We start from the raw sequence: 24,313 nt of genomic DNA, 5'->3' as shown, positions 1-24,313 counted from the left end.
CCAGGCATTATGACGACAGGCATGGAGCCTGCCGTTTCAACTTCACCGCGCATCTTTGATGGAGAACATCATGGCAATGAGTAACAGTGGGCAGAAATTCATCGCACGTAACCGTGCCCCCCGCGTGCAGATTGAGTACGACGTAGAGATCTACGGTGCAGAACGTAAAATTCAGCTGCCGTTTGTGATGGGCGTCATGGCCGATCTGGTCGGCAAACCGGTTGAAAACCTGCCGGCCGTCGACGAGCGTAAATTCCTCGAAATCGACATCGACAACTTTGATGAACGCATGAAGGCACTTAAGCCGCGTGTGGCGTTCCAGGTGGATAACACCCTGACCGGCGAAGGTAAGCTCAATGTCGATCTGACCTTCGACAGCATGGACGACTTCCTGCCGGATGCGGTGGCCCGCAAGGTTGAACCGCTGAACAAGCTGCTGGAAGCCCGTACACAGCTCTCCAACCTGCTGACCTACATGGACGGCAAAAACGGTGCGGAAGAGCTGATCGCGAAAATTCTCCAGGATCCGACGCTGCTCAAATCCCTGAGCCAGTTGCCGAAAAATGACGAAAGTGCGAAAGGTAGCGAGGAATAATCGATGAGCAACCAGACTCAACAACATGAGCAGCAGGCGGGTCAGGCGTTCAGCCAGGATGAATTCAGCGCGCTGCTGAACAAAGAGTTCCGCCCGAAAACCGATCAGGCGCGTTCCGCGGTAGAAAGCGCGGTCAAAACTCTGGCGCAGCAGGCGCTGGAAAATACCGTCACTTTCTCCAACGACACCTACCGCACCATTCAGAACCTGATTGCCGGTATCGACGAACAGCTGTCTCAGCAGGTGAACCAGATCATTCACCACGACGAGTTTCAAAAGCTGGAAAGCGCCTGGCGCGGTCTGAGCTACCTGGTGAACAACACTGAAACCGACGAGATGCTGAAGATCCGCTTTATGAGCATCTCCAAGCAGGAGCTGGGCCGCACCCTGAAACGCTATAAAGGCGTGGGCTGGGACCAGAGCCCGATCTTCAAGAAAATCTACGAGCAGGAGTACGGCCAGTTTGGTGGTGAGCCGTTTGGCTGCATCGTGGGTGACTACTACTTCGACCACAGCCCGCAGGACGTTGAGCTGCTGGGTGAAATGGCGCGCATCGGCTCTGCGGCGCACTGTCCGTTTATCACCGGTACCGCACCGGGCGTGATGCAGATGGAATCCTGGCAGGAACTGGCTAACCCGCGCGACCTGACCAAGATCTTCCAGAACACCGAATACGCCGCCTGGCGTTCACTGCGTGAATCCGAAGATGCCCGCTATCTGGGTCTGGTGATGCCACGCTTCCTGTCACGTCTGCCGTACGGCATTCGCACTAATCCGGTCGACAGCTTTGACTTTGAAGAGCAGACCGACGGCGCGAACCACAACAGTTACTCCTGGGCGAACGCGGCGTATGCGATGGCTGCCAACATCAACCGTTCTTTCAAAGAGTACGGCTGGTGCACCTCGATTCGCGGCGTGGAGTCCGGCGGGGCGGTAGAAAACCTGCCATGCCACACTTTCCCGAGCGATGACGGCGGTGTGGACATGAAATGTCCGACTGAGATCGCCATCAGCGATCGTCGTGAAGCCGAGCTGGCGAAAAACGGCTTTATGCCGCTGGTTCACCGCAAAAACTCCGATTTTGCGGCCTTCATTGGCGCGCAGTCTCTGCAGAAACCGGCCGAATACCACGACCCGGATGCCACCGCCAACGCGCGTCTGGCCTCTCGTCTGCCGTACCTGTTCGCCTGCTGCCGCTTTGCGCACTACCTGAAGTGCATCGTGCGCGACAAAATTGGTTCCTTCCGCGAGCGTGAAGAGATGGAACGCTGGCTGAACGACTGGGTAATGAACTACGTAGACGGTGACCCGGCCAACTCCTCTCAGGAGACCAAATCCCGCAAACCGCTGGCGGCTGCCGAAGTGCAGGTGCAGGAGATTGAAGACAACCCGGGCTACTACGCCGCGAAGTTCTTCCTGCGTCCACACTACCAGCTGGAAGGCCTGACCGTTTCCCTGCGTCTGGTTTCAAAACTGCCGTCGCTGAAGACGAAAGACGCGTGATGAATGTAGCCGGCCCATTGGGCCGGCAACTTTTCGGTTAATACGAGATAGCTAATGAATTTGACTGTGAAAGCGTTAATACGAAAATTCATCAGCTATTTAGCCATTTATACGTTGCTAATAATTTCATTCATGCTGTTTGTGGCGGTATCCGGCTACTATCTGTTTATCTTTGACTGGCCGGATGATGTTCCGCGAATCGCAATGCATGGGTTCTTATGTGCTGGACTTAATGCATTAGCGATAGGGATATACGTTGTCGCAGAGAAATGGAAAGAGAGAAGTTAGTGCCTCACGCTGGCAGATGCGCTACTGAGCATATGGCAAAGGATATAAGGTGAAACATTTCTGTTTTTTCCTCGCGTTTATGACTTTTTATGTGTGTGCTGGAAATAACTATCCTGATTTTTATCAGCAGCAAACATACCGGCAGGTTTTAAAAGATTTAGTTCTGGCGCGCTGTCTTGCTCAGGTGGCAGATAAAGGCAGTCAGTTTTCTGCTGATGCGGCCCGAAGTGCGAGCACATTTATTGAGTGGATACCTTTTGATGCTGAAAATGGCACGGATAAAGTGAATGCCCTCATCGAAAAATATAAAAATCAAATTAATGGTTTTCATTCAGAGCGAAAACCCGATGTCAAAGGCGTAACCTTAAACTGTCTACGTCTTTATCATAGCGACGAACTGAACAAACTGGTTCCGCAAGTCATCATTGGCGATCCTGACCGTAGCTGGATCCAGGATAACCCAGAGTAGTAAAAGACTTCACATTCTTTCCGTTCATTCAGGGGGGAGTGTAAGACTGTCAAATGACACGGGTCATTTGATGTGAGGCAGAGGTAAAATATGGACGGTTTTATTCAGCCCCATGCTTTCCTGTTTGCCATATAAGTGCTTTTTCGAAAGCAATATTGTTCATCCACGAAGAGTAGATATTATGGCTATTGATATGTTTCTGAAGGTCGAGGGTGTTACGGGCGAATCTAAAGATTCTAACCACACCGGCTGGACTGATATTACCTCCTTCTCCTGGGGCGCTTCCCAGCCAGGTAATATGAGCGTTGGCGGTGGCGGCGGTGCCGGTAAAGTTAACTTTAACGACCTGCACGTAAACGCGCTGATCGACAAATCCACCACCGCTATCCTGAAACACTGCGCCAGCGGTAAACACCTGACCAAAGTTGAGCTGTCCGTCTGTAAAGCGGGCGGCCAGCAGGTGGAGTACACCCGCATCACGCTGGAAGACGTGCTGGTAACGTCTGTTCAGTACACCGGTGCAGATAACGGCGATACCGTTGGTGTGACCTACGCATTCCAGGCTGCGAAAGTGAAACAGCAGTACTGGGAGCAGACCACGTCTGGTGGTAAAGGTGCTGAAAGCAGCGCTGGCTGGAACATCAAAGAGAACAAAGAAGCGTAATTGCGTATGTGACCGGGGAATTTTCCCCGGTTATTACGATTGGTTCACAACCCGGTGTATATTTGCGATGGAAAAAGCGTTAACGGTTATATCCATTGTATTATCATGTAGCGCCTGTATATCCCATCCTGCTCAGTTTCAGAGTCTAACCGTTAAGTTAGAAAAAATGTTCCCTGTTTTGGCGTTTCGAATGACACTGAACCAGGTGAGGCTGTGTTAGTTTATGAACCTTCGATATCTAGACGTGTAGGTAACGGATGGGAGACTGTTTTTTCTCCAGGGAAATATCCTTCCCGCCATATTCTAAAATCTGAAGAGTGTCTTCGATGGGATAAGGTGGACTGGCGGTCAGGAGAGTATGATGTGGTATTAAAGTCGAGAAATTATAATGGCGCTATTCGATATGCGACTCGCTTTATGCTCAGTATAAATTCTAAAGGTGAATTGTCGCTGGCTAAAATAGAATAGAGGCGTTTTCAAATGTTGGCGTTTTAAAGAAGTGCCAACATTTGGGTACTAATTCAACTCCATTTTTATTTTAATGTTTTTACTTATTCGTGAGCGTTTTTGTGAAAATCAAAGGGAATGAACATGGCTAGTCAATCATTAGTTAATCCGGGATATTGTATTGTTCAGCAACCAGGAACCCTGGATTTCCAGGCAAGGCACTTGTTCAACAATCCCAATAGTGATGCTGCACGTTATTTCATGCAGGTTAATAGTGATATGCAGTGGTCAAAACCTGGGCAGATGTTGATTCTTGATGCGCCGGGAAGTAATAATGCTGTGCAATTTAAGCAATTACAGCTTGCAAAAAAGAAAGTCAATGGTGCTCTGGCCGATCTTAACTCTGGAGAAGCGAATTTCTTTAACCAACATTTTAGTACCATAGCCGCAGTCACTAATTTTATGGATAAGTCCCTTGGTGTCGTTGCTGATGCAGGTGAAAAATATTTCAGTGAAATAGAAAAAAAACTTAAATCCATTGAGTTGGCTTACCAGAATCAGTACAGGGCGCAAGGGACATTGATAAGCCAACAGTTTTTTGTTGAGCGTCAGCGCCTCTTTTCTGAGTTGGATGGTTTATTAAACAAATTGTCCCGACTGACCTTAAAGATGAAACCCTATAACGAATTGAAGCATGCATTAGGCTTGTCAAGCAGATCCATTGTACATGAATGGAGTACAGCCGGAGTCGCTTCAATTCGTGGTTATTCAACTTATATCGATAATGCCTCTAAGGCTGCTCGCTTTCTTAAAGCGGGAGGGTGGCTTGCAATAGGTTTTGCAGGTGCAAATACCACTAATGAAGTTTACAATGCCTGCACCGCGGGACGAGAGCAGAGTTGCTCTAAAGTCGCTGTGAAAAAATACAGCAGCTTTGGTGCAAGCCTGGCAGGGGGTATTTACGGTGGTAAATACGGAGCCATGGCAGGTGCTGGTGTATGCGTTGCGCTTGGTGTTGCGACGGGGGGCGCAGGACTGCTCGCCTGCTCCATTGTCGGGGCTGCTGCAGGAGGATACGTTGGTGGCGAGATAGCGGGCGGAGCGACTGAGTATATGATGGATAAAATATGGTGAATATAGAGAATTTATTATTACTACTTATCGTGGTTTTATTGCTGATTGTTGTAATTATGGATCTGCGCAGTTCTCGTTATTTCAAAAAACACGAGGCTGATTATAATCAGTTACTTTCAGACTATCGGCGTAAGGGATATGATCTGGATCTTGTAACCGACTATGCTTCTTTTTTTGGTTCGCTGGCCAATTATCAAAAAATAATCTGGTTTGTTCGCCTTTATAAAGGCGTTAAAATGAAATTTACGCGTGAAAGGCTTGTTCAGGAAGATGCTTATAAATATGTACAGTCGTTACCTGAAGAAAGAATTGGTTGGATACTAAAGTTACATCGCCGTTATAAGTTACAGGCGTTAATATTCACTCTATGGCTCATTGTTGGATTATATTTTATCATCTTCATTAAATAGTTTTTGATATTCAATTTCTCAAACGCTGCCGCTCTCGCTCCGAGAGCGGCAGCGTTTGAGCGCTAATCATACCAGCAGGAATACGCCATGCGATTCACGATTATTTCTACAAAACCCGGTCATCAGCCGCCACAAAGCAGCTGTGATTTTTACGCCCCGGGCGGCACCATTGGGCGCGGTACGGATAACAACCTGGTGTTGCCGGATAATGACCGCACTATCTCTCGTCTGCAGGCCATTGTTCACGTTGACGCTCAGGGTGAATGCCGCGTGACCAACCGTGGCAGCGTCACCCGCGTGGTATTAAATGATATTCCGCTGGAGCGGGGGCGTCAGGTTGAACTGCAGGATGGCGACATTCTTGGTATTGATGACTACCGCCTCGAAGTGACCGAGCTGATCCACGACACGCAGCCCGTGAGCCGTATGGCGGCCAGCATGCAGCAGCAGGCACGTCCGACTGTCGCACCCGCACCCGCTCCGCAACCGAAGCCTGTGAGTGCAGCGCCACGAGCGAAAGCAGAGCCGACAGCCGTGCCAACTGAAATCTGGGATAACCTGATGCAGGAGTTCTCTATCTCCGACAGTATCTCCAGCAACCGCGCAAAACCGCAGCCTGCAGCTTCGCACGATCCCTTCTCCCAGCCTGCGGCCCCGGAGCGTAACGCTGAAGATCCGCTGGCGATGTTCAACGACAGCGATCCTAAGCTTGAGCGTAAGAATGTCGATCCGGACACGCTGTTCAGCGATGAAGCGTTGTTCAAAAAAGAGAGCATCTTCGATGACGTCACCCCGTCAACACTGGTGCCGCCGGTAGAGAGTAAACCCGCACCAGAAGAAGAGGCGACAGATGAACTCGATCCGCTGGCCCTGTTTGGTGGCAAGGCCAGCGCGCCAGCTGCACGTAATGATGACCCACTCGGGCTGATGGGCGGCACGCCGTTAACCCATCCGGATGAGGTCATCGACAATCAGCCATTACCTGAACCTGAGCAGGAAGACAACGTGCTGGCTGATTCTCCGCTGTTTGCCCCTGAGCCGCAGGAAGCACCGCGTGCAGAAGAAGCGCCCGTGCGACCAGATTATGCAGGCTTCACGATGCCTACGCCGCAGGCTGTGACGCGCAGTAGCGCTCAGGCCCCTAAGGGCCGTCTGCGTATCGATCCGGTCAATAACACTGCCACCTCAACCGCCACGGTAAACAATGGCGAGAAGGGCGATGTGTTGCAGGGTGAACTGCTGGAGGCGCTGCTGGAAGGCATGGGCCTGAGTGAAATGCAGCCGGTGCCGCAGTTTGACCGTGAAAATATGCGTCAGCTGGGGCAGATTCTGGGTATGTTCTCTCAGGGAACCGTGGCGCTGCTCTCCTCGCGCTCCATCCTCAAGCGCGGCGTAAAAGCCGACATGACCATGGTGCTGGACGATGCCAACAACCCGTTCAAGCTGTTGCCGACCGGCAAAACCGTGCTGATCCAGATGTTCGGCACCCCGATGCCGGGCTTTATGCCGCCAACAAAATCCGTGCGCGACGCGCTGATCGATCTGCAGGCGCATCAGCTGGGCATGATCTCCGGTATCCGCGCCATTATTGCCGCGATGCTACAGTCCTTTAACCCGGAACAACTGGAAGAGCAGGCGAAGCAGAACGGCATGACCTCCCGTCTGGCGCTACCGGGCAGCCGCAAAGCCGCCCTGTGGGACTATTTTGTCCGCAGCTATGGTGAGACGGCCGGTGAGATTGAGGATGACTTCCATACCCTGTTCGGCGAAGCCTTTCTTCATGCGTATGACATGGAGGTGAATCAGTACAAAGACTCACAGAGCGGATCGGAAGACAAATGAATATCGCAACGGCTTCTCTCTCCCGCCAGGGGACGCGCGCCAGCAACCAGGATCAGACGGGAGAAACCATTGGGGAACGTTCAGCCTGCTTTGTCGTCTGTGACGGCATCGCGGGCCTGCCGGGTGGTGACGTCGCCGCTGAACTGGCCCGCAACAGCATTATCTCCCGCTTCGATGGCAACAAGCACCTCAACGCGCAGCATATACGTGACTATGTGAAAACGGCGAACCGCACCATTCTCAGTGAACAGCAGGCGGTACAGGACTATCGCCGGATGGGCACGACGCTGGTCAGCCTGTTTATTGACAGGGATTACGGTCTGGCGTACTGGGCGCACGCCGGAGACAGCCGTCTGTATCTGTTTCGTCGGGGCTGGTTGTGGCATGTCACCACCGACCACAGCCTGGTGCAACAGATGAAAGACGCAGGACACCAGACTGACAACCTGAACAGCAACCTGCTGTATCTGGCGCTGGGGATTGAAAACGGTGGACCGGAAGCGAGCTATAGCGACGTGGTTCAGGTTGAAGACGGCGATGCCTTTTTACTCTGCACAGACGGTTTCTGGCATGGCGTCAGCGAAGAGCAGATGAAACAATCGCTACACATGGTCAACACGCCGCAAGAATGGCTGACCTTAATGAACCAAATTATTCAAAAGAATGCCGAGCAGGAGGGGAATGCGCAGGATAACTATACCGCCCTGGCGGTATGGATGGGCAACCCTCAGGACACCACATTGCTGCACACACTCTCTGACGCAGCACAATTTCTTCCCTGCGGAACTGATTAGACACACAAGGAACGATATGAAACTTTGGCTATCGGGTTTGGCACTTCTGACGGTGGCTTCCACCGCGCAGGCTGAGAATTTCCGCATTGTGCAGTCACCTGCGCAGAAGCTGGATATCTGGATCGACAACATCAAAGACAACACGCCGCAGAGCTGGTGTAAGCCCGAGGTGGCCCTGCGTATTGTGGCGAATGGCAAGAAAGACGTTTCCGTTCTGGAGAACTTTGTGCCACGTCTTGGCTCCCTGCTGGAACACCAGTGCAGCAAAGTGAATAAGCTCAACTGGACGCTTAACGATCCGGCGGGCACGACGCTGGCACAGGGCACAGCAGGTAAAGCACAGGATTGGGCGCTGGTGGTGAAACAGGAGCAGTCCGCCCCTGCAGCGACCGTAACCGCAACCCCTGCCAGCGGTGCATTAGTGCCGCCGGACCAGAATGTCGCCGCCCAAACTGCTGCCGCCGACCGCACGCCGTGGCAGGAATTTACCCTTCAGGATGGTTGCCACCTACGCACCTTCTGGGAAGGGGGCTCCTCAGCACCGGCGCTGTTTATTCCGGATACTGACACCACCCGCTGCGGTAACGGGAGCTGGCTGAGCGGACACGCCGTCATCTCGCAGTCCCGTAACGGCGGGCAGAAAGAGATGGCAGTGACGTACATTCATGGCTTCCCGGTAACGGGGCTGAATCAAAGCGCCAACCCTGAAAACGCGCTGATCACCTCCGTCAACAAAGAGCGCATGGTATTCAGCACCCCAAACAGCGACCAGAGCTGGATGATCCTGCCTTACGACGACACCCTAAATAGCTGGAAGAGCAACGGCACCGTAGCGGTGGAGATTTCCCGTGAAACCGCCAGCGACGATGCAAAACTGCAGGCGCGTATTGCGGCAGTGAAAAAAACCTGGAGCGCCTGGGTTGCACCCGGTACCCCGGTGAATATCGTTCTGATTGATACCCTGCGTCCTCAACTGCGCGACCCGGCAGTCGGTGCGTGGCGCGCGGCGAATTAAGGAATGGCTATGAATACGCTTTATCAACACCTGGCGGGTGAGTCGCTCAGCGACGCGCTGGCACGTCTTGAAGCCGAAATCAAAGCCCGTCCGGCAGATGCCGATCTCCGCGCCGCGTTCGTGCAGTTTTTAACCCTCAGCGGCAACTGGACGCGTGCGCTGACTCAACTGAAAAGCTGGCTGGCGCTGAAGCCTCAGGCAAAGCCAACGGTTACGCTGCTGGAGCAGTCAATCCAGGGCGAGTTGCAACGTGCGCAGGTAATGGCGGGACAAGCGCGTCCGGCCATGCCTGAAACCCAGTGGCCGTGGCTGACCACGCTTGCTGCGGCGCTGAGCGAAGAAGGCGAACAAGCAGCGGTACTGCGTCTGGACGCCCTTGAACAGGCGCAGGCAAACCCGGGACACCTCACCCTCGAAAACGAGGAAACACAGACGTTTGACTGGCTGATGGATGGCGATGCCCGTCTCGGTCCGGTGTGTGAAACCATTGTGAACGGTCGCTATTTCTGGCTGCCGTTTAGCGCCATCGCAGAAATCCGCTTCCAGGCCCCGGCCAGCGTCACCGATCTCGTCTGGCGCCATGCGCTGGTACGTCTGACCGACGGTACGGAACAGGTGTGTCAGATCCCGGCGCGCTATCCTTTTGCGGACGATGCCTCCGATGCGGTCAAGCTGGGACGCACCACCGAGTGGCGTCCGCTCGACGAGGACGCCACCCTTTACGAAGGGATGGGGCAGAAAGCCTGGCTGAGCGAACAAAGCGAAAGCCCGCTGCTGACGCTAAGCCTCGTGACGTTTGCGACGGATGGAGCCGATGAGTAATCCCGCTGGCGAAGGCGATCTGCTGCGCAGCGGCTGGCAAGCCCGCAGCAAGCAGGAGAAGGTGGGGGCGCGCGATAAAATGCAGCCCTCACTGCTGGATCGCCTCACCGATAACGACCCGGAAAAAAAACGCGAGTCGGCCAACAGCAATCTGATCACCCACGCTGCGCTGCGTCGCAATGTCCTGCGGGATCTGCAGTGGCTGTTTAACACCATTAACCATGATGCGTCCGGTGATTTGAGTGCGTTGCCACACGTCAACCGCTCGGTGATCAACTTTGGTGTTGCGCCGCTGGCCGGGAAGCGCATGTCGGATATCGAATGGCACGACATTCAGCGCAAGCTCACTGAGGCCATCATCAATTTTGAACCACGTATTTTGCCGCAAGGGCTGCAGGTTCGCTGCGTATCGGATACCTCATCGCTGGATCTGCACAACGTGCTGTCCATCGAAATCAAAGGGCGTTTGTGGTGTGTGCCATACCCGCTGGAGTTTCTGTTTCGCACTGATGTCGATCTGGAAAACGGCCATTTTGAACTGAAAGATGCGGGGTAATCATGGAAAGTAAACTGCTCGAATACTACAACCGTGAACTGGCCTACCTGCGCGAAATGGGGGCTGAATTTGCAGAACGCTACCCTAAAGTCGCCGGACGGCTGGGCATGCGTGGCATCGAGGTTGCGGACCCGTATACCGAACGTCTGATGGAGGGCTTTGCCTTCCTGACGTCCCGCGTGCAGATGAAAATGGATGCGGAGTTTCCGCGCTTCTCTCAGCGCCTGCTGGAGATGATTGCACCGAACTATCTCGCCCCGACCCCCTCAATGGCGATTGCTGAAATCCAGCCAGACAGTAGCCGGGGCGATCTGAGCAAAGGCTTTATCGTGCCGCGCGGCACTATGATGGACAGCCTGGCGCTGAAAAAAACCGGCGTGACCTGCAGCTATACCACTGCGCACGAGGTCAACCTGCTGCCGCTGAAAATCGAGAAAGTCGAACTGGGCGGGGTGCCTGCTGACCTGCCGCTGGCGCAGCTGGGCCTGAGCCAACGGGGGATCAACAGCGCGTTACGGATCCGCATTGCCTGCGACGGCCCGCAAAACCTCGGTCACCTGGATTTCGACCGTCTGGAATTTTTCCTCGGCGGTCCTGACATTGAAGCGCTGAAACTGCTGGAGCTGGTGATGGAGCACCACGCCGGGATCGTCTGCCAGACGGTCAGCCCTCAGCCGCAGCGACAACTGCTGGCATCTGACGCTTTGCGTCAGGAGGGCTTTGAACCGGATCAGGCGCTGCTCCCGGACGATCTGCGTAACTTTGACGGTTATCGCCTGTTGCAGGAGTATTTTGCTTTTCCGGCACGTTTCCGCTTCATCAGCCTGAGCGGTCTGAGCAGGCTTATTCAGCGCTGCGAAGACGAAAAAGCCTTTGATATTTTCATCCTGCTGGATAAATCGGATGAACAGCTGGAGCGCGTCGTTGATGCCAGTCATCTGGCGTTGCACTGTACGCCGGTGATCAATCTGTTCCCGAAAGTGGCGGCGCGACAAAAGCTCAACGACGGTCAGCATGAATACCATCTGGTGGTGGATAACATCCGTCCGCTGGATTATGAAATTTACGCCGTGAATAAAATCTTCGGCAGCGCCGACGGCCAGCGTGACGACCAGACGTTTCGTCCTTTCTGGAGTACCTGGAGCGGCGATGCGGGTAATTACGGTGCCTATTTTTCTCAGCGCCGGGAACAGCGCGTGCTCTCAGAACATGCTCTGCGATACGGCACCCGTACCGGTTATATCGGTTCGGAGGTCTTTGTTTCGCTGGTGGATGAACAGCATGCACCCTGGCAGGAAAACCTGCGCTACATCTCTGCAGAGGTGTTGTGCACCAGCCGCGATCTGCCGCTGATGCTGCAGCAGGAGCTCGGGCAATTCATTATGGCTGACTCCATGCCGGTGAAATCCCTGACCTTGCGTAAAGGCCCAACGCCACCGCGTCCGGCGCTGGCCGAAGGGTTCAGTACCTGGCGGCTTATCAGTCAGTTGCAGATGAACTACCTCAGCCTGATGGACAGCGAAAATGAAGAGGGCGCGGCGGCGCTGCGTCAGCTGTTAGGGCTGTATGCTAACCTGGCAGAAACGCCCGTTGCGCGTCAGGTCGAAGGGGTTCGCCACTGCGTGCTGGAACCCGTTCACCGTCGTGTTCCTGAACCCGGTCCGGTCGTTTTCGCCCGTGGGATCGGTATTACCCTGACGGTGGATGAGCGGGCGTTTTCCGGTGCCAGCCCCTGGCTTTTTGGCAGCGTGCTGGAGCGCCTGTTTGCCCGGCTGGTGTCGATCAACAGCTTCACCGAGTTCACCCTGCAAAGTCAGCAGCGCGGCGAGATCGGCTACTGGGCTCCGCGGATGGGTAAAAGGGCGCTGCTATGAGTGACGTTGCTGTCGCACCGCTGCGCGTCCAGCGCCTGACGCCGCTGCCGGATACGTTCTGGCATGGCGTTCGCGAGACCCCGTGGCGCTACGATCTGTTCCAGCTGTTAAGGCGTATTGATGCTCAGGGCGGCGAGCGCTACCCGCTGGGACGCGCGCCACTGCCAAAGTTTGAGCCGTTACGCATCGGTCAGCAGCCGTCGATGAGTTTTGCGCCGTCGACGGTGGCACAGGTCGGCCTGCGGGAGGAAAGCGGGCTGCATGAAGTGTCTATCCTCAGCTTCGGCCTGTTTGGCCCTAACGGCCCGCTGCCGGTACACATGACCGAGTACGCCCGCGAGCGTATTCATCATCACCAGGACACCAGCCTGAGCGCGTTTGCCGATCTGTTCCATCATCGTCTGACGCTGCTGTTTTATCGCGCGTGGGCGGATGCGCAGCCTGCAGTCTCTCTGGACCGCGCCGACAACAGGCGCTTTGAGGGGTATCTGGCGTCGCTGATTGGTATGGGACAGCCGGGCCAGATGGACAAAGGCAGCCTGAGCTCGCATGCCCGTTTTACCCACGCCGGGCACCTGACCCGTCACGGGCGGGATCCCGAGGGGCTGGAGAAGATCCTGCGCAACTATTTTAAAGCGCCGGTCAAACTGATAAGCAACGTGCCGCAGTGGATGCCGCTTTCACCGCGTGAGCAGGCGCAGTTGGGCGAAGGACGTCGTTTGCCTCGTCTGGGCGAATCTGCGTTTCTCGGCGTTGCCGTCCGCGACGTGCAGCACAAGTTTCGCATCGACATTGGCCCGCTGAGCGCGGAGGAGTACAACCGTTTTCTGCCGGGCGAAGCGTGGGTCACCGAGCTGCGCGACTGGGTGCGCCAGTATCTTGGGGTGGAGTTTGAATGGGAAACACGGGTGATCCTGCGTGAAGACGCGGTACAGGGCACCACGCTCGGCAGCGCCGGGCGATTAGGCTATAACACCTGGCTGGGACTTCAGCCGCAGCCTGTCCCGCGTGGCGACCTGGTGTATTGCGCAGAGCGATAATTTTTCTAACGCATTGTTATCAACGGAACCGAACATGTCAGAAATTAGCCGTGCCGTGCTTTTCGGCAAACTGGATACGCTGTTATTTACCTCTCTGGAAAGCGCCACTGCGTTCTGCAAGCTGCGCGGCAACCCCTATGTTGAGCTGGTGCACTGGCTGCATCAGCTGATGCAGCAGCAGGATGGCGATCTGCAGCAGGTCATCCGCCACTTTGGTCTCGACGAACAGCAACTGACGCGTGATATCGTGGCCGCGCTGGACGCACTCCCGCGCGGCGCGAGCTCCGTTTCCGATCTCTCCGAACATATCGACAGCGCTGTGGAGCGCGCCTGGGTGTTCGGCTCGCTGAAGTTTGGCGTCAGCCGTATTCGTGGCGGGCATTTGCTGATCGGCATACTGAAAACCTGGAATCTGGCTAACGTGCTGAAAAGCATCTCTGCGCAGTTTACTCGCCTTAACGTCGAGGTGCTGATTGAGCAGTTCGACGCTATTTGCGCCAACAGCAAAGAGACGCAGCAGGCTGCTGCCGCGGCGGATGTGCCAACCGGTGCGGTACCGGCTGCACAGGGCACGCTGGCCCAGTATGGTCAGGACCTGACTGCGCGTGCCCGTGAAGGGAAAATTGATCCGGTGGTCGGGCGTGATGAAGAGATCCGCCAGATGGTCGACATTCTGATGCGCCGCCGTCAGAACAATCCGCTGCTGACCGGAGAAGCCGGGGTCGGGAAAACGGCCGTGGTGGAAGGACTGGCGTTGCGTATCGCCGACGGCGACGTGCCGGAACCGCTGCAAAATATTCAACTCTGGCTGCTGGATATCGGCATGCTACAGGCCGGTGCAGGCATGAAAGGCGAGTTCGAAGCGCGTCTGCAGGCATTAATCAATGAAGTGCAGTCCAGCGCTACACCGATCATTCTGTTCATTGATGAGATCCACACTCTGATTGGCGCAGGTGGCCAGCAGGGGACCGGTGATGCGGCGAACCTGCTCAAGCCAGCCCTGGCTCGCGGGCAACTGCGTACCATCGGGGCCACGACCTGGGCAGAGTACAAAAAATACATTGAGAAAGATCCGGCGCTGACCCGTCGTTTCCAGACGGTACAGGTTCACGAGCCGGATGAAGCCAAAGCCATTCTGATGCTGCGCAGCACCGTCTCGCCGCTGGAGACCCATCACCAGGTCCTGTTGCTGGACGAAGCGGTCAGCGCGGCGGTGAAGCTGTCGCATCGCTACATTCCGGCGCGTCAGCTACCGGATAAAGCTGTTGCGTTGCTTGATACCGCCTGTGCCCGCGTCGCGGTCAGCCAAAGCGCGCCACCTGCGCAGCTGGAAGACTGCCTGCGCCACCTTGCCGCGCTGGACGTGGAAATTGAGATAGCGGAACGCGAAGCCCGCGTGGGGGCAGGTGACGTCGATCGCGTGACGGCATTACTTGCAGATCGCGACGCGTATGAAACAAAGCGCGAAGCCCTGGCCCAGCGTTGGGAAGAGGAACGCAGCCTGGTGCAGGAGATTATCCGCCTGCGTGCCGCGCTGTTTGCAGCGGGCGACGACGATAACGCTGAGCTTCGCCGCCAACTGGCGGAACAGCAGCAGGCGCTGAACGCCTTGCAGGGTGATGAACCGCTGCTGTTCGCGGCGGTGGATGAAAACGTGGTCGCTGCAGTGGTTTCTGACTGGACCGGCATCCCGCTGGGCCGGATGGTGAAAAACGAGATCGACGCGGTGCTGAACCTCGCCGACACGCTCAACCAGCGCGTTATTGGCCAGCGTCACGGTCTGGAGCTCATTGCCCGTCGCGTCAAAACCTCACGGGCGAAACTCGACGACCCGAACAAACCGGTCGGGGTCTTTATGCTGTGTGGCCCGTCTGGCGTCGGTAAAACCGAAACCGCACTGGCGCTCGCCGAATCGCTGTACGGCGGTGAACAGAACGTTATCACTATCAACATGAGTGAGTTCCAGGAAGCACACACCGTTTCCACCTTAAAAGGTGCGCCTCCGGGGTACGTAGGGTATGGTGAAGGCGGGGTGTTAACCGAGGCGGTCCGCCGTCGTCCGTACAGCGTGGTGCTGCTGGATGAAATTGAAAAAGCGCACCCGGACGTACACGAGATTTTCTTCCAGGTCTTCGACAAAGGCTGGATGGAAGACGGCGAGGGTCGCCACATTGATTTCCGTAACACCATAATTATTCTGACGTCTAACGTTGGCACCGATCTGATCAGCGCCATGTGTGCCGATCCGGATCTGATGCCGGAGCCAGACGCCCTGAGCGGCGCGCTTCGCCAGCCACTGCTGGAAGTATTCCCGCCAGCGCTGCTGGGCCGCCTGCTGGTGGTGCCGTACTACCCGCTCAGTGACGAGATGCTGGGGCTGATTGTTCGCCTGCAGCTCAAGCGCATTCAGCGTCGTCTGGAAGAGAATCACAGCATTATTTCTGAGTTTGACGACAGCGTGGTGGAACAAATTGTTCAGCGCTGTACCGAGGTGGAGTCTGGTGGTCGCATGGTGGACGCTATCCTGACCAATACCCTGCTGCCTCAGATGAGCCAGATCTTACTTACCGCCAGCCGCAGCGACGAGCAGTATCGACGTCTGCATGTCACCTGCGAGCAGGGCGAGTTTCACTGTCAGTTTGCCGCGTAATAATCATCAAGAGAACTGTAAAAGATGACGGATAATGATAACAATCGGACTGTTCCAAACGCGCTCCCGGTCGGGTATCGCTTCAACGAGTTTGAAATCAAAGAGGTGATCGGCGGCGGCGGATTCGGCATCGTCTATCGCGCGTGGGATCATCAGCTCGAACGCACTATCGCTATCAAAGAATTTATGCCTTCTTCGCTCGCCGTGCGTGGCGATGACATGACCCTCGTGCTGCGCAGTGAGCGCTTTGGCAAAGCCTTTTCCGCAGGCCTGAACAGCTTTATTCAGGAGGCCCGTCTGCTGGCGCGTTTTAACCACCCGAACCTGCTACATGTGCTGCGTTTTTGGGTACAAAACGACACTGCCTATATGGGGACGCTGTTTTACAGCGGTACCACGCTTTCTCGCCTGCGTGAAGAAAAGCCGGAGCTGATTAACGAGGCCTGGATCCGTCGTACGCTGCCGATGTTGTTTGGCGCGATTAAGACCATCCATGACGAGGGTTATCTGCACCGCGACATCTCCCTGGATAACATTCAAATTCAGGAGAACGGTCTGCCGGTACTGCTCGATTTCGGCTCCGCACGTCGCACTATTGGTAACCTGTCTGACGAAACGGAAACCATGTTGCGCCCTGGCTTTGCGCCGATTGAGCAGTACACCGACGACAACGAAAGCGAGCAGGGCCCGTGGACAGATATTTACGCCCTCGGCGCGGTGTTGCGTACGCTAATTGTGGGATCGCCGCCGCCGGTCAGCGTGGTGCGTTCTATCCAGGACACCTGCAAACCGCTGGTAGAAATCATGCCGCAGGGCTATTCCATTCCGCTGCTGCAGGCCATTGACCGCGCGCTGGCGCTGCACATGGAGGACCGTCCGCAGTCAATCGACGAGTTCGCCGCGCTGATTGAGATGCCGGTCGCCGGTATCAACGATGTGCTGACGGCGAAAAAACCTGGCACGATGCTGGTTCCGGTGGAAGAGGAAAAACCGGCTTCTGTACTCGACTGGCGTCGCTACAAGATCCCTGGGATGGTTGCCGCAGGTGTGCTGGTGGGCGTTGTCGCCGGAGCGATGCTGTTTAGCGGCGGCCATGATGCGCCTGAGCAGGCTGCACAGGCACCGGCAGAAACACGTCCGACAGAAACCGCCGCGAACACGCCAGACGTGAAGCCAGAAACGGCGAAGGTTAATGAACAGGCGACGGCGCAGCAGGTGCCACCGCCCGTCGACGCCAGCCCGGTTGCCCTGGTCTATATCCGTATTCTCGACGGCGAAACGCTGAGAGTAAACGGCGAGACAAAAGCGCTGCGTCCGGCAACCAACGGCTATGCGTCGCTCAAGCTGCCCGCTGGTGAAGTGAAGATTGAATTGCAGGGCAACGGAAGAACGCGTACCCAGACGCTGGATATTGCGAAGCCTGGCACCTGGCTGGTGAATCCATAAGTAAGGTAGACAGGGACAGGTAACAGGACGGAGCGAATGTATAACATTAAGTTTGTCTATCTTTTCAACGAGAATGTCTCGCCAGCGCTTTTTGCGAAAATTATCCGCCCGTCCGTTGCCGGGCAGTGGATTATGTCGGTTCCTGACAATTCGCTGCGCTCCCTGTTCACGCGCTACGATTTGCTGCACGCCATCACTGGCGCGAATCCTTATCAGTCAGGGCGTGATACCCGTAAGCTGATTGTGCAGGATCTCGATATGGGCAGGGTCGTTGCTATTGACGAGAGCTATCGCAACTGGTCGTCGGTGACGGAGATGTTTTATATCAATGCCGATGGCCGTCTGCAGGCCGCCTCGTTGAACGGTCTGGGCTGGTACCCGGTAAGTACCATTGTCGATCGTTACGAAACGATGGTGCGAACCTATGGTTCTCGCCCTGCGCCAACAGTGCTGCCGAAGCAGGTTGTGAAATCCAAAACGGCACAGATGCCGGATAAGCCGACACCGGGCAAAGACGGTAAAACCTACGCGGCGCAACTGCAGGAGATGACCAAGGCAGAGCGTTGGCAGGCACGTAAGGATCTGATTGCGAAGGGAAGCAATAGCGTGTATCCCGACGCGCAGATTGCGGCTAAACGCCTGGCGGCGAATAATATCGCGGTAGAAAAAGCGAAACTGGCGGAGAATGTGTATAAGACCGTGAACCCGCTGGAAACCACGCCTGGGGTGCCTGAGGGGTGGAAGGATATTAGTAATGATGCGAGTGCGTTAGACAAATTAGGTCTCAAAAGCAACATGCTCTATGATAAGGCCAACTCACCTGATTTTCTTTCACGTGTTTATCAGCCTGATCCCAAAGTGTTCGGTAAAGACATGAATCCCACTTTAGTCTTTAGAGGCTCGAGGGAGCCAGAGTTTTTCCCAATGAAAAACATGGCTGACTGGAAAAATAATGCCGCTCAAGGATTAGGAATGGAATCTGATTATTATAGAAAAGCCGTTCAAATTGGTAAGCAAATATATAGATCAGGTCAAAAAATAGATATTGCGGGGCACTCTCTGGGAGGTGGTTTAGCTTCAGCTACATCTGTGGCGAGCGGTCAAGCAGGATGGACCTTTAATGCGGCCGGTTTGCATTCAAGCACTGTTGAAAAGTATGGCGGAAGCTTGCTCGGTAATAAGGATAATATTCAGGCTTATCGTGTTGAAGGCGAACTGCTGACTAAAATTCAGGAAGTGAATCTTGTGGAAGACTATAAAATGTTGAACGGTCACATCCCAACACTTATAGCCAAAGAAGAAATCTCTGCCATTATGCCTAACGCTGCCGGTGTTGTACACGATCTTCCCGGTGGGACAGGCGGTCCGCTGGATCGACATGGGATTGGTCAGGCAATAGACTGCATAGAACAGCAGAAGGATGAAGACATTTCTATTATCAGGAGCCGCGCGTGAAATCATTTTTAACAGGCTGGGTAGTGCTTGGTTTCATTTTAATGGTTCAGGGGTGTAAACAAAATATGGATTTAAAACCAGACAATTATTTTAGCGGGCAACAGCTAACAATAGCCCGTGCAATCGAGAATGGTGAGGTCGATGAGGTGATGAAATTAGCTTCAGAGACTGATTTAGACAAGCCTGGCAAAGAAGATATGACATTATTATTTTGGGCTGTCATGAATTCAATAAACGATAAAAAAACGGCAAACCATTTGAAAATAATTACTATCCTGGTTAAGTCAGGGGCAGACCCCTTACAGCCTAGACCAAATGGAGGGAGTAGCCCGGCTGAGTTTGTGCTAAAAGCAGATAGCGGTGTCTGGATTAAGGCTATGCTTGGCGGTGGCTTATCTCCGAATGCAAAAGATAAAATTTTTGATGAGCCAATTATATTTCAAACTATTGAGGCAAAAAATACAGAGACGCTGCAAGCGATGCTTGATCAAGGAAGCAATATTAATGTGATTGATTCATTAGGAAAAACGCTGTTGATTGATGCCCTTGATTACGGAGCCTATGATCATGTACTTCTTTTGCTGCAGCGTGGAGCAAACCCTGAGATAAAAGCTGAAAGTGGCTGGTCGATGGGAAATCAATTGCAGCTCGAACTGGATAGAGCGAAAGAGGGGAGCGAGTTATACAAGAAGCTCAACGAAATTAAAGAGGCGCTTATTCAACATGGCGGGAAATGGCCACCGACTCCAGTTAAATAGGATATGTATAGCATATGCATCTCGCTGTTCGTCTGATGCTGATTTTTATCGTTTTGTTACAGGGATGTAGACAGAACACAAATCAAAATCCGCAAGACTACTTCGGTGGCCAGCAACTGGTTCTGGCTCAGGCTATTGAAAGTGGCAAGTTCGAAGAAGTTAACAAACTTGCCCCAAAAACCGAGCTCAACAAACCAGGGCAACATGATATGACTCTGCTGTTCTGGGCTGTGGGATGCTCAATAAATGATCGAAATTCTGTCTCGAAATTAAAAATAATAACTGATCTGGTAAAGAGTGGAGCGGATCCACTCCAGCAAACTCAGAAAGGTGATAGCAGCCCGGCTGAATTTGTTCTGAAAAGTGATAATGGTGAATGGATAAAGGCAATGCTAGATGGTGGCTTATCGACTGATGCTAAAGATAAGACTTTCAATAAGCCAATAATATTCAACACGCTTGAAGCAAAAAATACCAGGACACTAAAGGTCATGATTGACAGAGGAGCAAATATCAACGTCACTGACTCGCTCGGAGATACTTTACTGATGTATGCAATGGATTACGGTAAATACGAGCATGTACTGTTATTACTGGATAGTGGTGCGGATCCTACAATTCCTGGAAAAGGTGGCTGGACTTTAGGTAATCAACTTGAGCGTCTTTTAACTGACACAAAAGAAGATGACGAGCACTATCAAATCCTAAATAAGATAAAGGAAAAATTAATTAAGCACGGCGGTAAATGGCCACCAGTCCCAGTAAAATAAGAGATAAGCAGGACATGACTGGAAAAGATAAGGTTTTCTTTTTTTGGGGTGGTATGGATATTCTTGCCATCATACTCTATTGTGTGAACTCAGTACGAATGGGAAGAATACCTGTCATTTCGGATACCCAATCATTTATTGATCTATGGTATGCACACAACGCTGTAGTGCCTGGCATATTCGTAATGATCCTTTTTATCCTGGATCTAGGACTTCTGCTTTCTTTTGTTGTCTCAGCAATTCTTTTCTTTAAACGGAAGCACTGGGCAGTTAAGTTTGCTCTGTTTCAAGAAGTTTTTCGATTGATATCATTCCGTTGTTCCGTTTCATTATTCCCGTTGCTGGTGGGCGTTACTGGTATCTCGAATGTTTGGGTTAATCTTATTTTATTCATAATCTCCGAAACGCTAAAATTGTACTCCCTAAAATATTATAAATATGTGCAGAAGGGAGTTTCTGCGTAAAATAGTGCTTTTATCTAGCACTGAGGGGCGAATGATTCTTCGAAATTTTTTCGTGTTAGTAATAGTAATCCTTTTGCCAGGTTGCAATTGGGATGTAGAGATGGGCCCCCGGGATTATTTCAGTGGTTCACAGCTTTTTCTGGCTGAGGCAATTGAGCGTGGCGATACGAGTCATGTAAAAAAACTTGTGGCAACAACTGAACTCAACAAACCTGGTAAAGAGGACATGACGCTGCTCTTTTGGGCGCTGATGAATACGCTCTATGATAAGAAAACGCAACCGCGCCTACAGATTGTGACGGAACTGATAAGGGCTGGAGCCGACCCGCTTCAACCAAGGCCTGATGGAAAAAGTAGCCCGGCAGAATTTGTTCTTATGGCAGACAGTGGGGAGTGGATAAAGGCGATGCTGGATGGTGGTTTATCCCCGAATGCAAAAGATTACGTTTTTGATAAACCCATTATTTTTCAATCAATTGAAGCAAAAAACACCGAGACGCTGAAAGTGATGCTTGACCGGGGCGGTAATATCAACATTACGGATTCACTTGGTAATACGATGCTCATTGATGCTTTCGATTTTCATTCCTACGATCATGTTTTCCTTTTACTGGAGCGTGGGGCTGATCCTGACATTCGTGCTGATAATGGTTGGACATTAGGAAATCAGTTGCAGCGTTTTCTGAGAAAAACAAAAAAAGACAGCGACGAGTATAAAGACCTTATTGCTATTAAAGAATCACTTATTCGACATGGTGGTAAGTGGCCACCAGAGCCGGTCAAAAGAGGGATTGAGTGAATATAACCGCGAAAAATAAAATATTCTATTTCTGGGGCATTATGGATGTCATTGGTATTGTGTTTTATTCAATTGGCCCATACCACTTGCTTCAGTCATGGTGGGATTCTACAGGCGGAAACTTTGGTGTTATTATCTTTATGCTGATAGCAGGAGGGGTAAACGGTTTATTGGCGGGGCTTTTTTACCTCGTTTACCTTCTGTGGCCGGTTTCATTATGCTTCTCTGCCTGGTTTTTTTTCACAACGCACCGATATGCCGTCCGGTTTGCTCTGGCGCAGGAAGTACTGCGCCTGCTCACCATGAGTTGTTCGGTGACCTTGTTCCCGATGATTATAGTCGGTCTTGGAATGAGTGTTATCCCTCTCAATATCACGCTGTTTGTTTTTTCTGAAATAGTGAAAATTGGTTCGCTCATATTTGTAATGAAAAAATATTGTTCTGTGAATATCAAGTCTGATTCAGAATAGACATTATCATCGTACGTTTATTGCCTTAATTATCTACATCGCATAAGCCATATGGATTAACGATTATGCTCAACCGAATTACCGTTCAGCTCCCGGTCGAGGGGCTTCTTTTCTGGAAACTTTCTGGCCGCGAGGCGATGTCCGAATCGTTCGCCCTGACGCTGACGCTGCTCGGCACGGATGCGCGCATTGACCGCAGTAAACTGCTGGGGCAGCCGGTCACGGTCACCATTCCGACGCAGAATCTGCTCACTTCCCGCTACATCAACGGCAAAGTCACACGTGTGGGGGTCAGCGCCGTGGAACTGACGGGCACCCGCTATGCGGTCTATCAGTTGACGGTAGAGCCAGATTTGTGGCCGATGAAACGTGACCGTAACCTGCGAATCTTCCAGGGCCAGACGGTGCCACAGATTGTGAAAACCCTGCTGGGTGAGCATCAGGTCAACGTTGAGGATAAACTCACCGGCAGCTACCGGGTGTGGGATTACTGCGTGCAGTATCAGGAGTCCAGTCTGGACTTCATCAGCCGTCTGATGGAGCTGGAAGGGATTGCGTATCACTTTAATCACGAAGCGGACAAACATACGCTGGTGCTGACCGACGCCGCGACGCAGCATCAGCCGTTCAGTGGCTATGAGGTCATTCCTTACCACCAGACACCGTCCGGCGGCAGTACGGACGAAGAGGGCATCAGCCAGTGGGCGCTGGAAGACAGCGTCACGCCGGGGATTTACAGCCTCGACGATTATGACTTCCGCAAGCCGAATGCGTGGTTGTTCCAGGCTCAGCAGAACCCGGCGTCACCGAAACCGGGCAGCATCGACGTCTACGACTGGCCGGGTCGCTTTGTGGAAACAGGGCATGCGGAGTTCTATGCCCGCATCCGCCAGGAGCGCTGGCAGGTGGAGCATCAGCAGATTCAGGCCACCGCGACGGCGGCAGGAATTGCGCCAGGCCACACCTTCTCGTTAACCAACGCGCCGTTCTTCAGCGATAACGGTGAGTATCTGGTGACGGCCGCAGGTTACCACCTCGAAGAGAACCGCTATGCCAGCGGCGAGGGGGAAACCATTCACCGTACCGATTTCACGGTCATCCCGTCGGCGGTGGTCTACCGTCCGGCGCAGTCCACGGCATGGCCACGCACCTACGGGCCGCAGACCGCGAAAGTGGTGGGACCGCAGGGGGAAAGTATCTGGACGGATAAATATGGCCGCGTGAAGGTGAAATTCCACTGGGACCGTCTGGCGAAGGGCGATGACACCAGCTCCTGCTGGGTACGCGTGTCGAGCGCGTGGGCGGGCCAGGGCTACGGCGGGGTACAAATCCCGCGCGTCGGCGATGAGGTGGTGGTGGACTTTATCAACGGCGACCCGGACCGTCCGATTATTACCGGCCGTGTGTATAACGACGCGAGCATGCCACCGTGGGCGCTGCCCGCGGCAGCGACGCAGATGGGCTTTATGAGCCGCACGAAAGACGGTTCCGTCGACAACGCAAACGCTCTGCGCTTTGAGGACAAAGCAGGTGCAGAGCAGGTGTGGATCCAGGCCGAGCGCAATATGGATACCAGCGTTAAAAACGATGAAACGCACAGCGTCGGCGGGGAGCGCAGCCATTATGTTAAGAAAAATGAATTGCATCGGGTGGAAGCAAACCAAATCCAGGCCGTAAAAGGCGGAACCGAAATCCTTACGGGTAAAGGCAAGCTGGATGCGGCGGTAGAGCAGTATGTCATTGCTTCCGGGACGAAGCTGCGGCTGGTCTCAGGTGAAAGCGCTATTGAGCTGAATGCTAACGGCAAGATTAACCTGATCGGCAAAGAGTTTAACTTCTTTGTTGAGGGCGATGGTTATATCACCACAGGCGGTAAGCTGCATCTGAATACCTCCGGTACAAATCCAGGTACCACGGCACCGGGAGCGGGACATAAAGGGGATATTGATGCGGCGGTGCAGGAGAAATTTACGACCAAAGGTGAGTAAGGCAGGAGCGGTGCTTGCCGCTCACTTAAAACGTTATCCGTTATGAATCTGAGTGCTGCA

The 24,313-nt window shown here is 53.4% G+C and carries 22 protein-coding genes; all 22 read left to right on the top strand.

Annotation, left to right across the window (positions count from 1 at the left end):
- The first annotated feature begins 70 nt into the window (after positions 1-70).
- The 22 genes from tssB (at position 71) to tssI (ending at position 24,253) form a co-directional block, all read left to right on the top strand.
- Positions 71-595, top strand: a complete 525-nt coding sequence (gene tssB / locus JGF26_RS13465; RefSeq protein WP_008502644.1) for a type VI secretion system contractile sheath small subunit — start codon at positions 71-73, stop codon at positions 593-595.
- Positions 596-598: 3 nt separating this feature from the next.
- Positions 599-2,098, top strand: a complete 1,500-nt coding sequence (gene tssC / locus JGF26_RS13460; protein WP_028018712.1) for a type VI secretion system contractile sheath large subunit — start codon at positions 599-601, stop codon at positions 2,096-2,098.
- 337 nt (positions 2,099-2,435) lie between these two features.
- Positions 2,436-2,855 carry a T6SS amidase immunity protein Tai4 family protein gene (locus tag JGF26_RS13455; protein WP_240739547.1) on the top strand — a complete coding sequence of 140 codons (420 nt, stop codon included), beginning with the start codon at positions 2,436-2,438 and terminating at the stop codon, positions 2,853-2,855.
- 181 nt (positions 2,856-3,036) lie between these two features.
- Positions 3,037-3,519 (top strand): type VI secretion system tube protein Hcp, encoded by a 483-nt coding sequence (locus JGF26_RS13450; protein WP_075606776.1) that lies wholly within the window; start codon positions 3,037-3,039, stop codon positions 3,517-3,519.
- Between the two features lie 591 nt (positions 3,520-4,110).
- Entirely contained in the window at positions 4,111-5,100 is a 990-nt protein-coding gene (locus tag JGF26_RS13445; RefSeq protein WP_134708078.1) for a hypothetical protein, read from the top strand.
- A complete protein-coding gene (locus JGF26_RS13440) occupies positions 5,094-5,510 on the top strand; it encodes a hypothetical protein (protein WP_134708079.1) in 417 nt (138 codons plus the stop codon). Before JGF26_RS13445 ends, JGF26_RS13440 begins: the two co-directional genes overlap by 7 nt.
- A gap of 87 nt (positions 5,511-5,597) precedes the next feature.
- Entirely contained in the window at positions 5,598-7,352 is a 1,755-nt protein-coding gene (tagH, locus tag JGF26_RS13435; RefSeq protein WP_134708080.1) for a type VI secretion system-associated FHA domain protein TagH, read from the top strand.
- Positions 7,349-8,146, top strand: coding sequence for a protein phosphatase 2C domain-containing protein (locus JGF26_RS13430; RefSeq protein ID WP_129323411.1), 798 nt, complete (start codon positions 7,349-7,351; stop codon positions 8,144-8,146). Before tagH ends, JGF26_RS13430 begins: the two co-directional genes overlap by 4 nt.
- A 16-nt stretch (positions 8,147-8,162) precedes the next feature.
- Positions 8,163-9,161, top strand: coding sequence for a hypothetical protein (locus JGF26_RS13425; RefSeq protein WP_108089718.1), 999 nt, complete (start codon positions 8,163-8,165; stop codon positions 9,159-9,161).
- 9 nt (positions 9,162-9,170) lie between these two features.
- Positions 9,171-9,983: a type VI secretion system accessory protein TagJ gene (locus JGF26_RS13420; RefSeq protein ID WP_134708081.1), complete on the top strand. Its 813-nt coding sequence runs from the start codon at positions 9,171-9,173 to the stop codon at positions 9,981-9,983.
- On the top strand, positions 9,976-10,539 hold the full coding sequence (gene tssE / locus JGF26_RS13415) for a type VI secretion system baseplate subunit TssE (protein ID WP_028018721.1): 564 nt from the start codon (positions 9,976-9,978) through the stop codon (positions 10,537-10,539). Before JGF26_RS13420 ends, tssE begins: the two co-directional genes overlap by 8 nt.
- Positions 10,540-10,541: 2 nt before the next feature.
- A complete protein-coding gene (tssF, locus tag JGF26_RS13410; RefSeq protein ID WP_134708082.1) occupies positions 10,542-12,413 on the top strand; it encodes a type VI secretion system baseplate subunit TssF in 1,872 nt (623 codons plus the stop codon).
- Positions 12,410-13,453 carry a type VI secretion system baseplate subunit TssG gene (tssG, locus tag JGF26_RS13405; protein ID WP_129323414.1) on the top strand — a complete coding sequence of 348 codons (1,044 nt, stop codon included), beginning with the start codon at positions 12,410-12,412 and terminating at the stop codon, positions 13,451-13,453. Before tssF ends, tssG begins: the two co-directional genes overlap by 4 nt.
- 34 nt (positions 13,454-13,487) lie before the next feature.
- Positions 13,488-16,103: a type VI secretion system ATPase TssH gene (tssH, locus tag JGF26_RS13400; protein WP_134708083.1), complete on the top strand. Its 2,616-nt coding sequence runs from the start codon at positions 13,488-13,490 to the stop codon at positions 16,101-16,103.
- A gap of 24 nt (positions 16,104-16,127) precedes the next feature.
- Positions 16,128-17,549 (top strand): serine/threonine-protein kinase, encoded by a 1,422-nt coding sequence (locus JGF26_RS13395; RefSeq protein ID WP_134708084.1) that lies wholly within the window; start codon positions 16,128-16,130, stop codon positions 17,547-17,549.
- Positions 17,550-17,585: 36 nt separating this feature from the next.
- Positions 17,586-19,004 (top strand): phospholipase, encoded by a 1,419-nt coding sequence (locus JGF26_RS13390; RefSeq protein ID WP_134708085.1) that lies wholly within the window; start codon positions 17,586-17,588, stop codon positions 19,002-19,004.
- Between the two features lie 41 nt (positions 19,005-19,045).
- Positions 19,046-19,762 (top strand): ankyrin repeat domain-containing protein, encoded by a 717-nt coding sequence (locus JGF26_RS13385; protein ID WP_134708211.1) that lies wholly within the window; start codon positions 19,046-19,048, stop codon positions 19,760-19,762.
- A gap of 14 nt (positions 19,763-19,776) precedes the next feature.
- On the top strand, positions 19,777-20,532 hold the full coding sequence (locus tag JGF26_RS13380) for an ankyrin repeat domain-containing protein (protein ID WP_134708086.1): 756 nt from the start codon (positions 19,777-19,779) through the stop codon (positions 20,530-20,532).
- Positions 20,508-20,996, top strand: coding sequence for a hypothetical protein (locus JGF26_RS13375; RefSeq protein ID WP_238934221.1), 489 nt, complete (start codon positions 20,508-20,510; stop codon positions 20,994-20,996). Before JGF26_RS13380 ends, JGF26_RS13375 begins: the two co-directional genes overlap by 25 nt.
- Positions 20,997-21,027: 31 nt before the next feature.
- Positions 21,028-21,795: an ankyrin repeat domain-containing protein gene (locus tag JGF26_RS13370; protein ID WP_134708087.1), complete on the top strand. Its 768-nt coding sequence runs from the start codon at positions 21,028-21,030 to the stop codon at positions 21,793-21,795.
- Positions 21,792-22,265, top strand: a complete 474-nt coding sequence (locus tag JGF26_RS13365) for a hypothetical protein (RefSeq protein ID WP_128347566.1) — start codon at positions 21,792-21,794, stop codon at positions 22,263-22,265. The genes JGF26_RS13370 and JGF26_RS13365 overlap by 4 nt, the downstream gene beginning before the upstream one ends.
- 65 nt (positions 22,266-22,330) lie before the next feature.
- The gene (gene tssI / locus JGF26_RS13360; RefSeq protein ID WP_134708088.1) at positions 22,331-24,253 is read left to right on the top strand and encodes a type VI secretion system tip protein TssI/VgrG; all 1,923 of its coding nucleotides are present in this window, start codon (positions 22,331-22,333) and stop codon (positions 24,251-24,253) included.
- The last annotated feature ends 60 nt before the right edge of the window (positions 24,254-24,313 follow it).

The sequence above is a fragment of the Enterobacter sp. E1 genome, from assembly GCF_016809815.1.
GTDB classification, from domain to species: Bacteria; Pseudomonadota; Gammaproteobacteria; order Enterobacterales; family Enterobacteriaceae; genus Enterobacter; species Enterobacter adelaidei.
The sequence above is the reverse complement of the archived record's forward strand: the minus strand, read 5'-3'. Positions and strand labels throughout refer to the sequence as shown.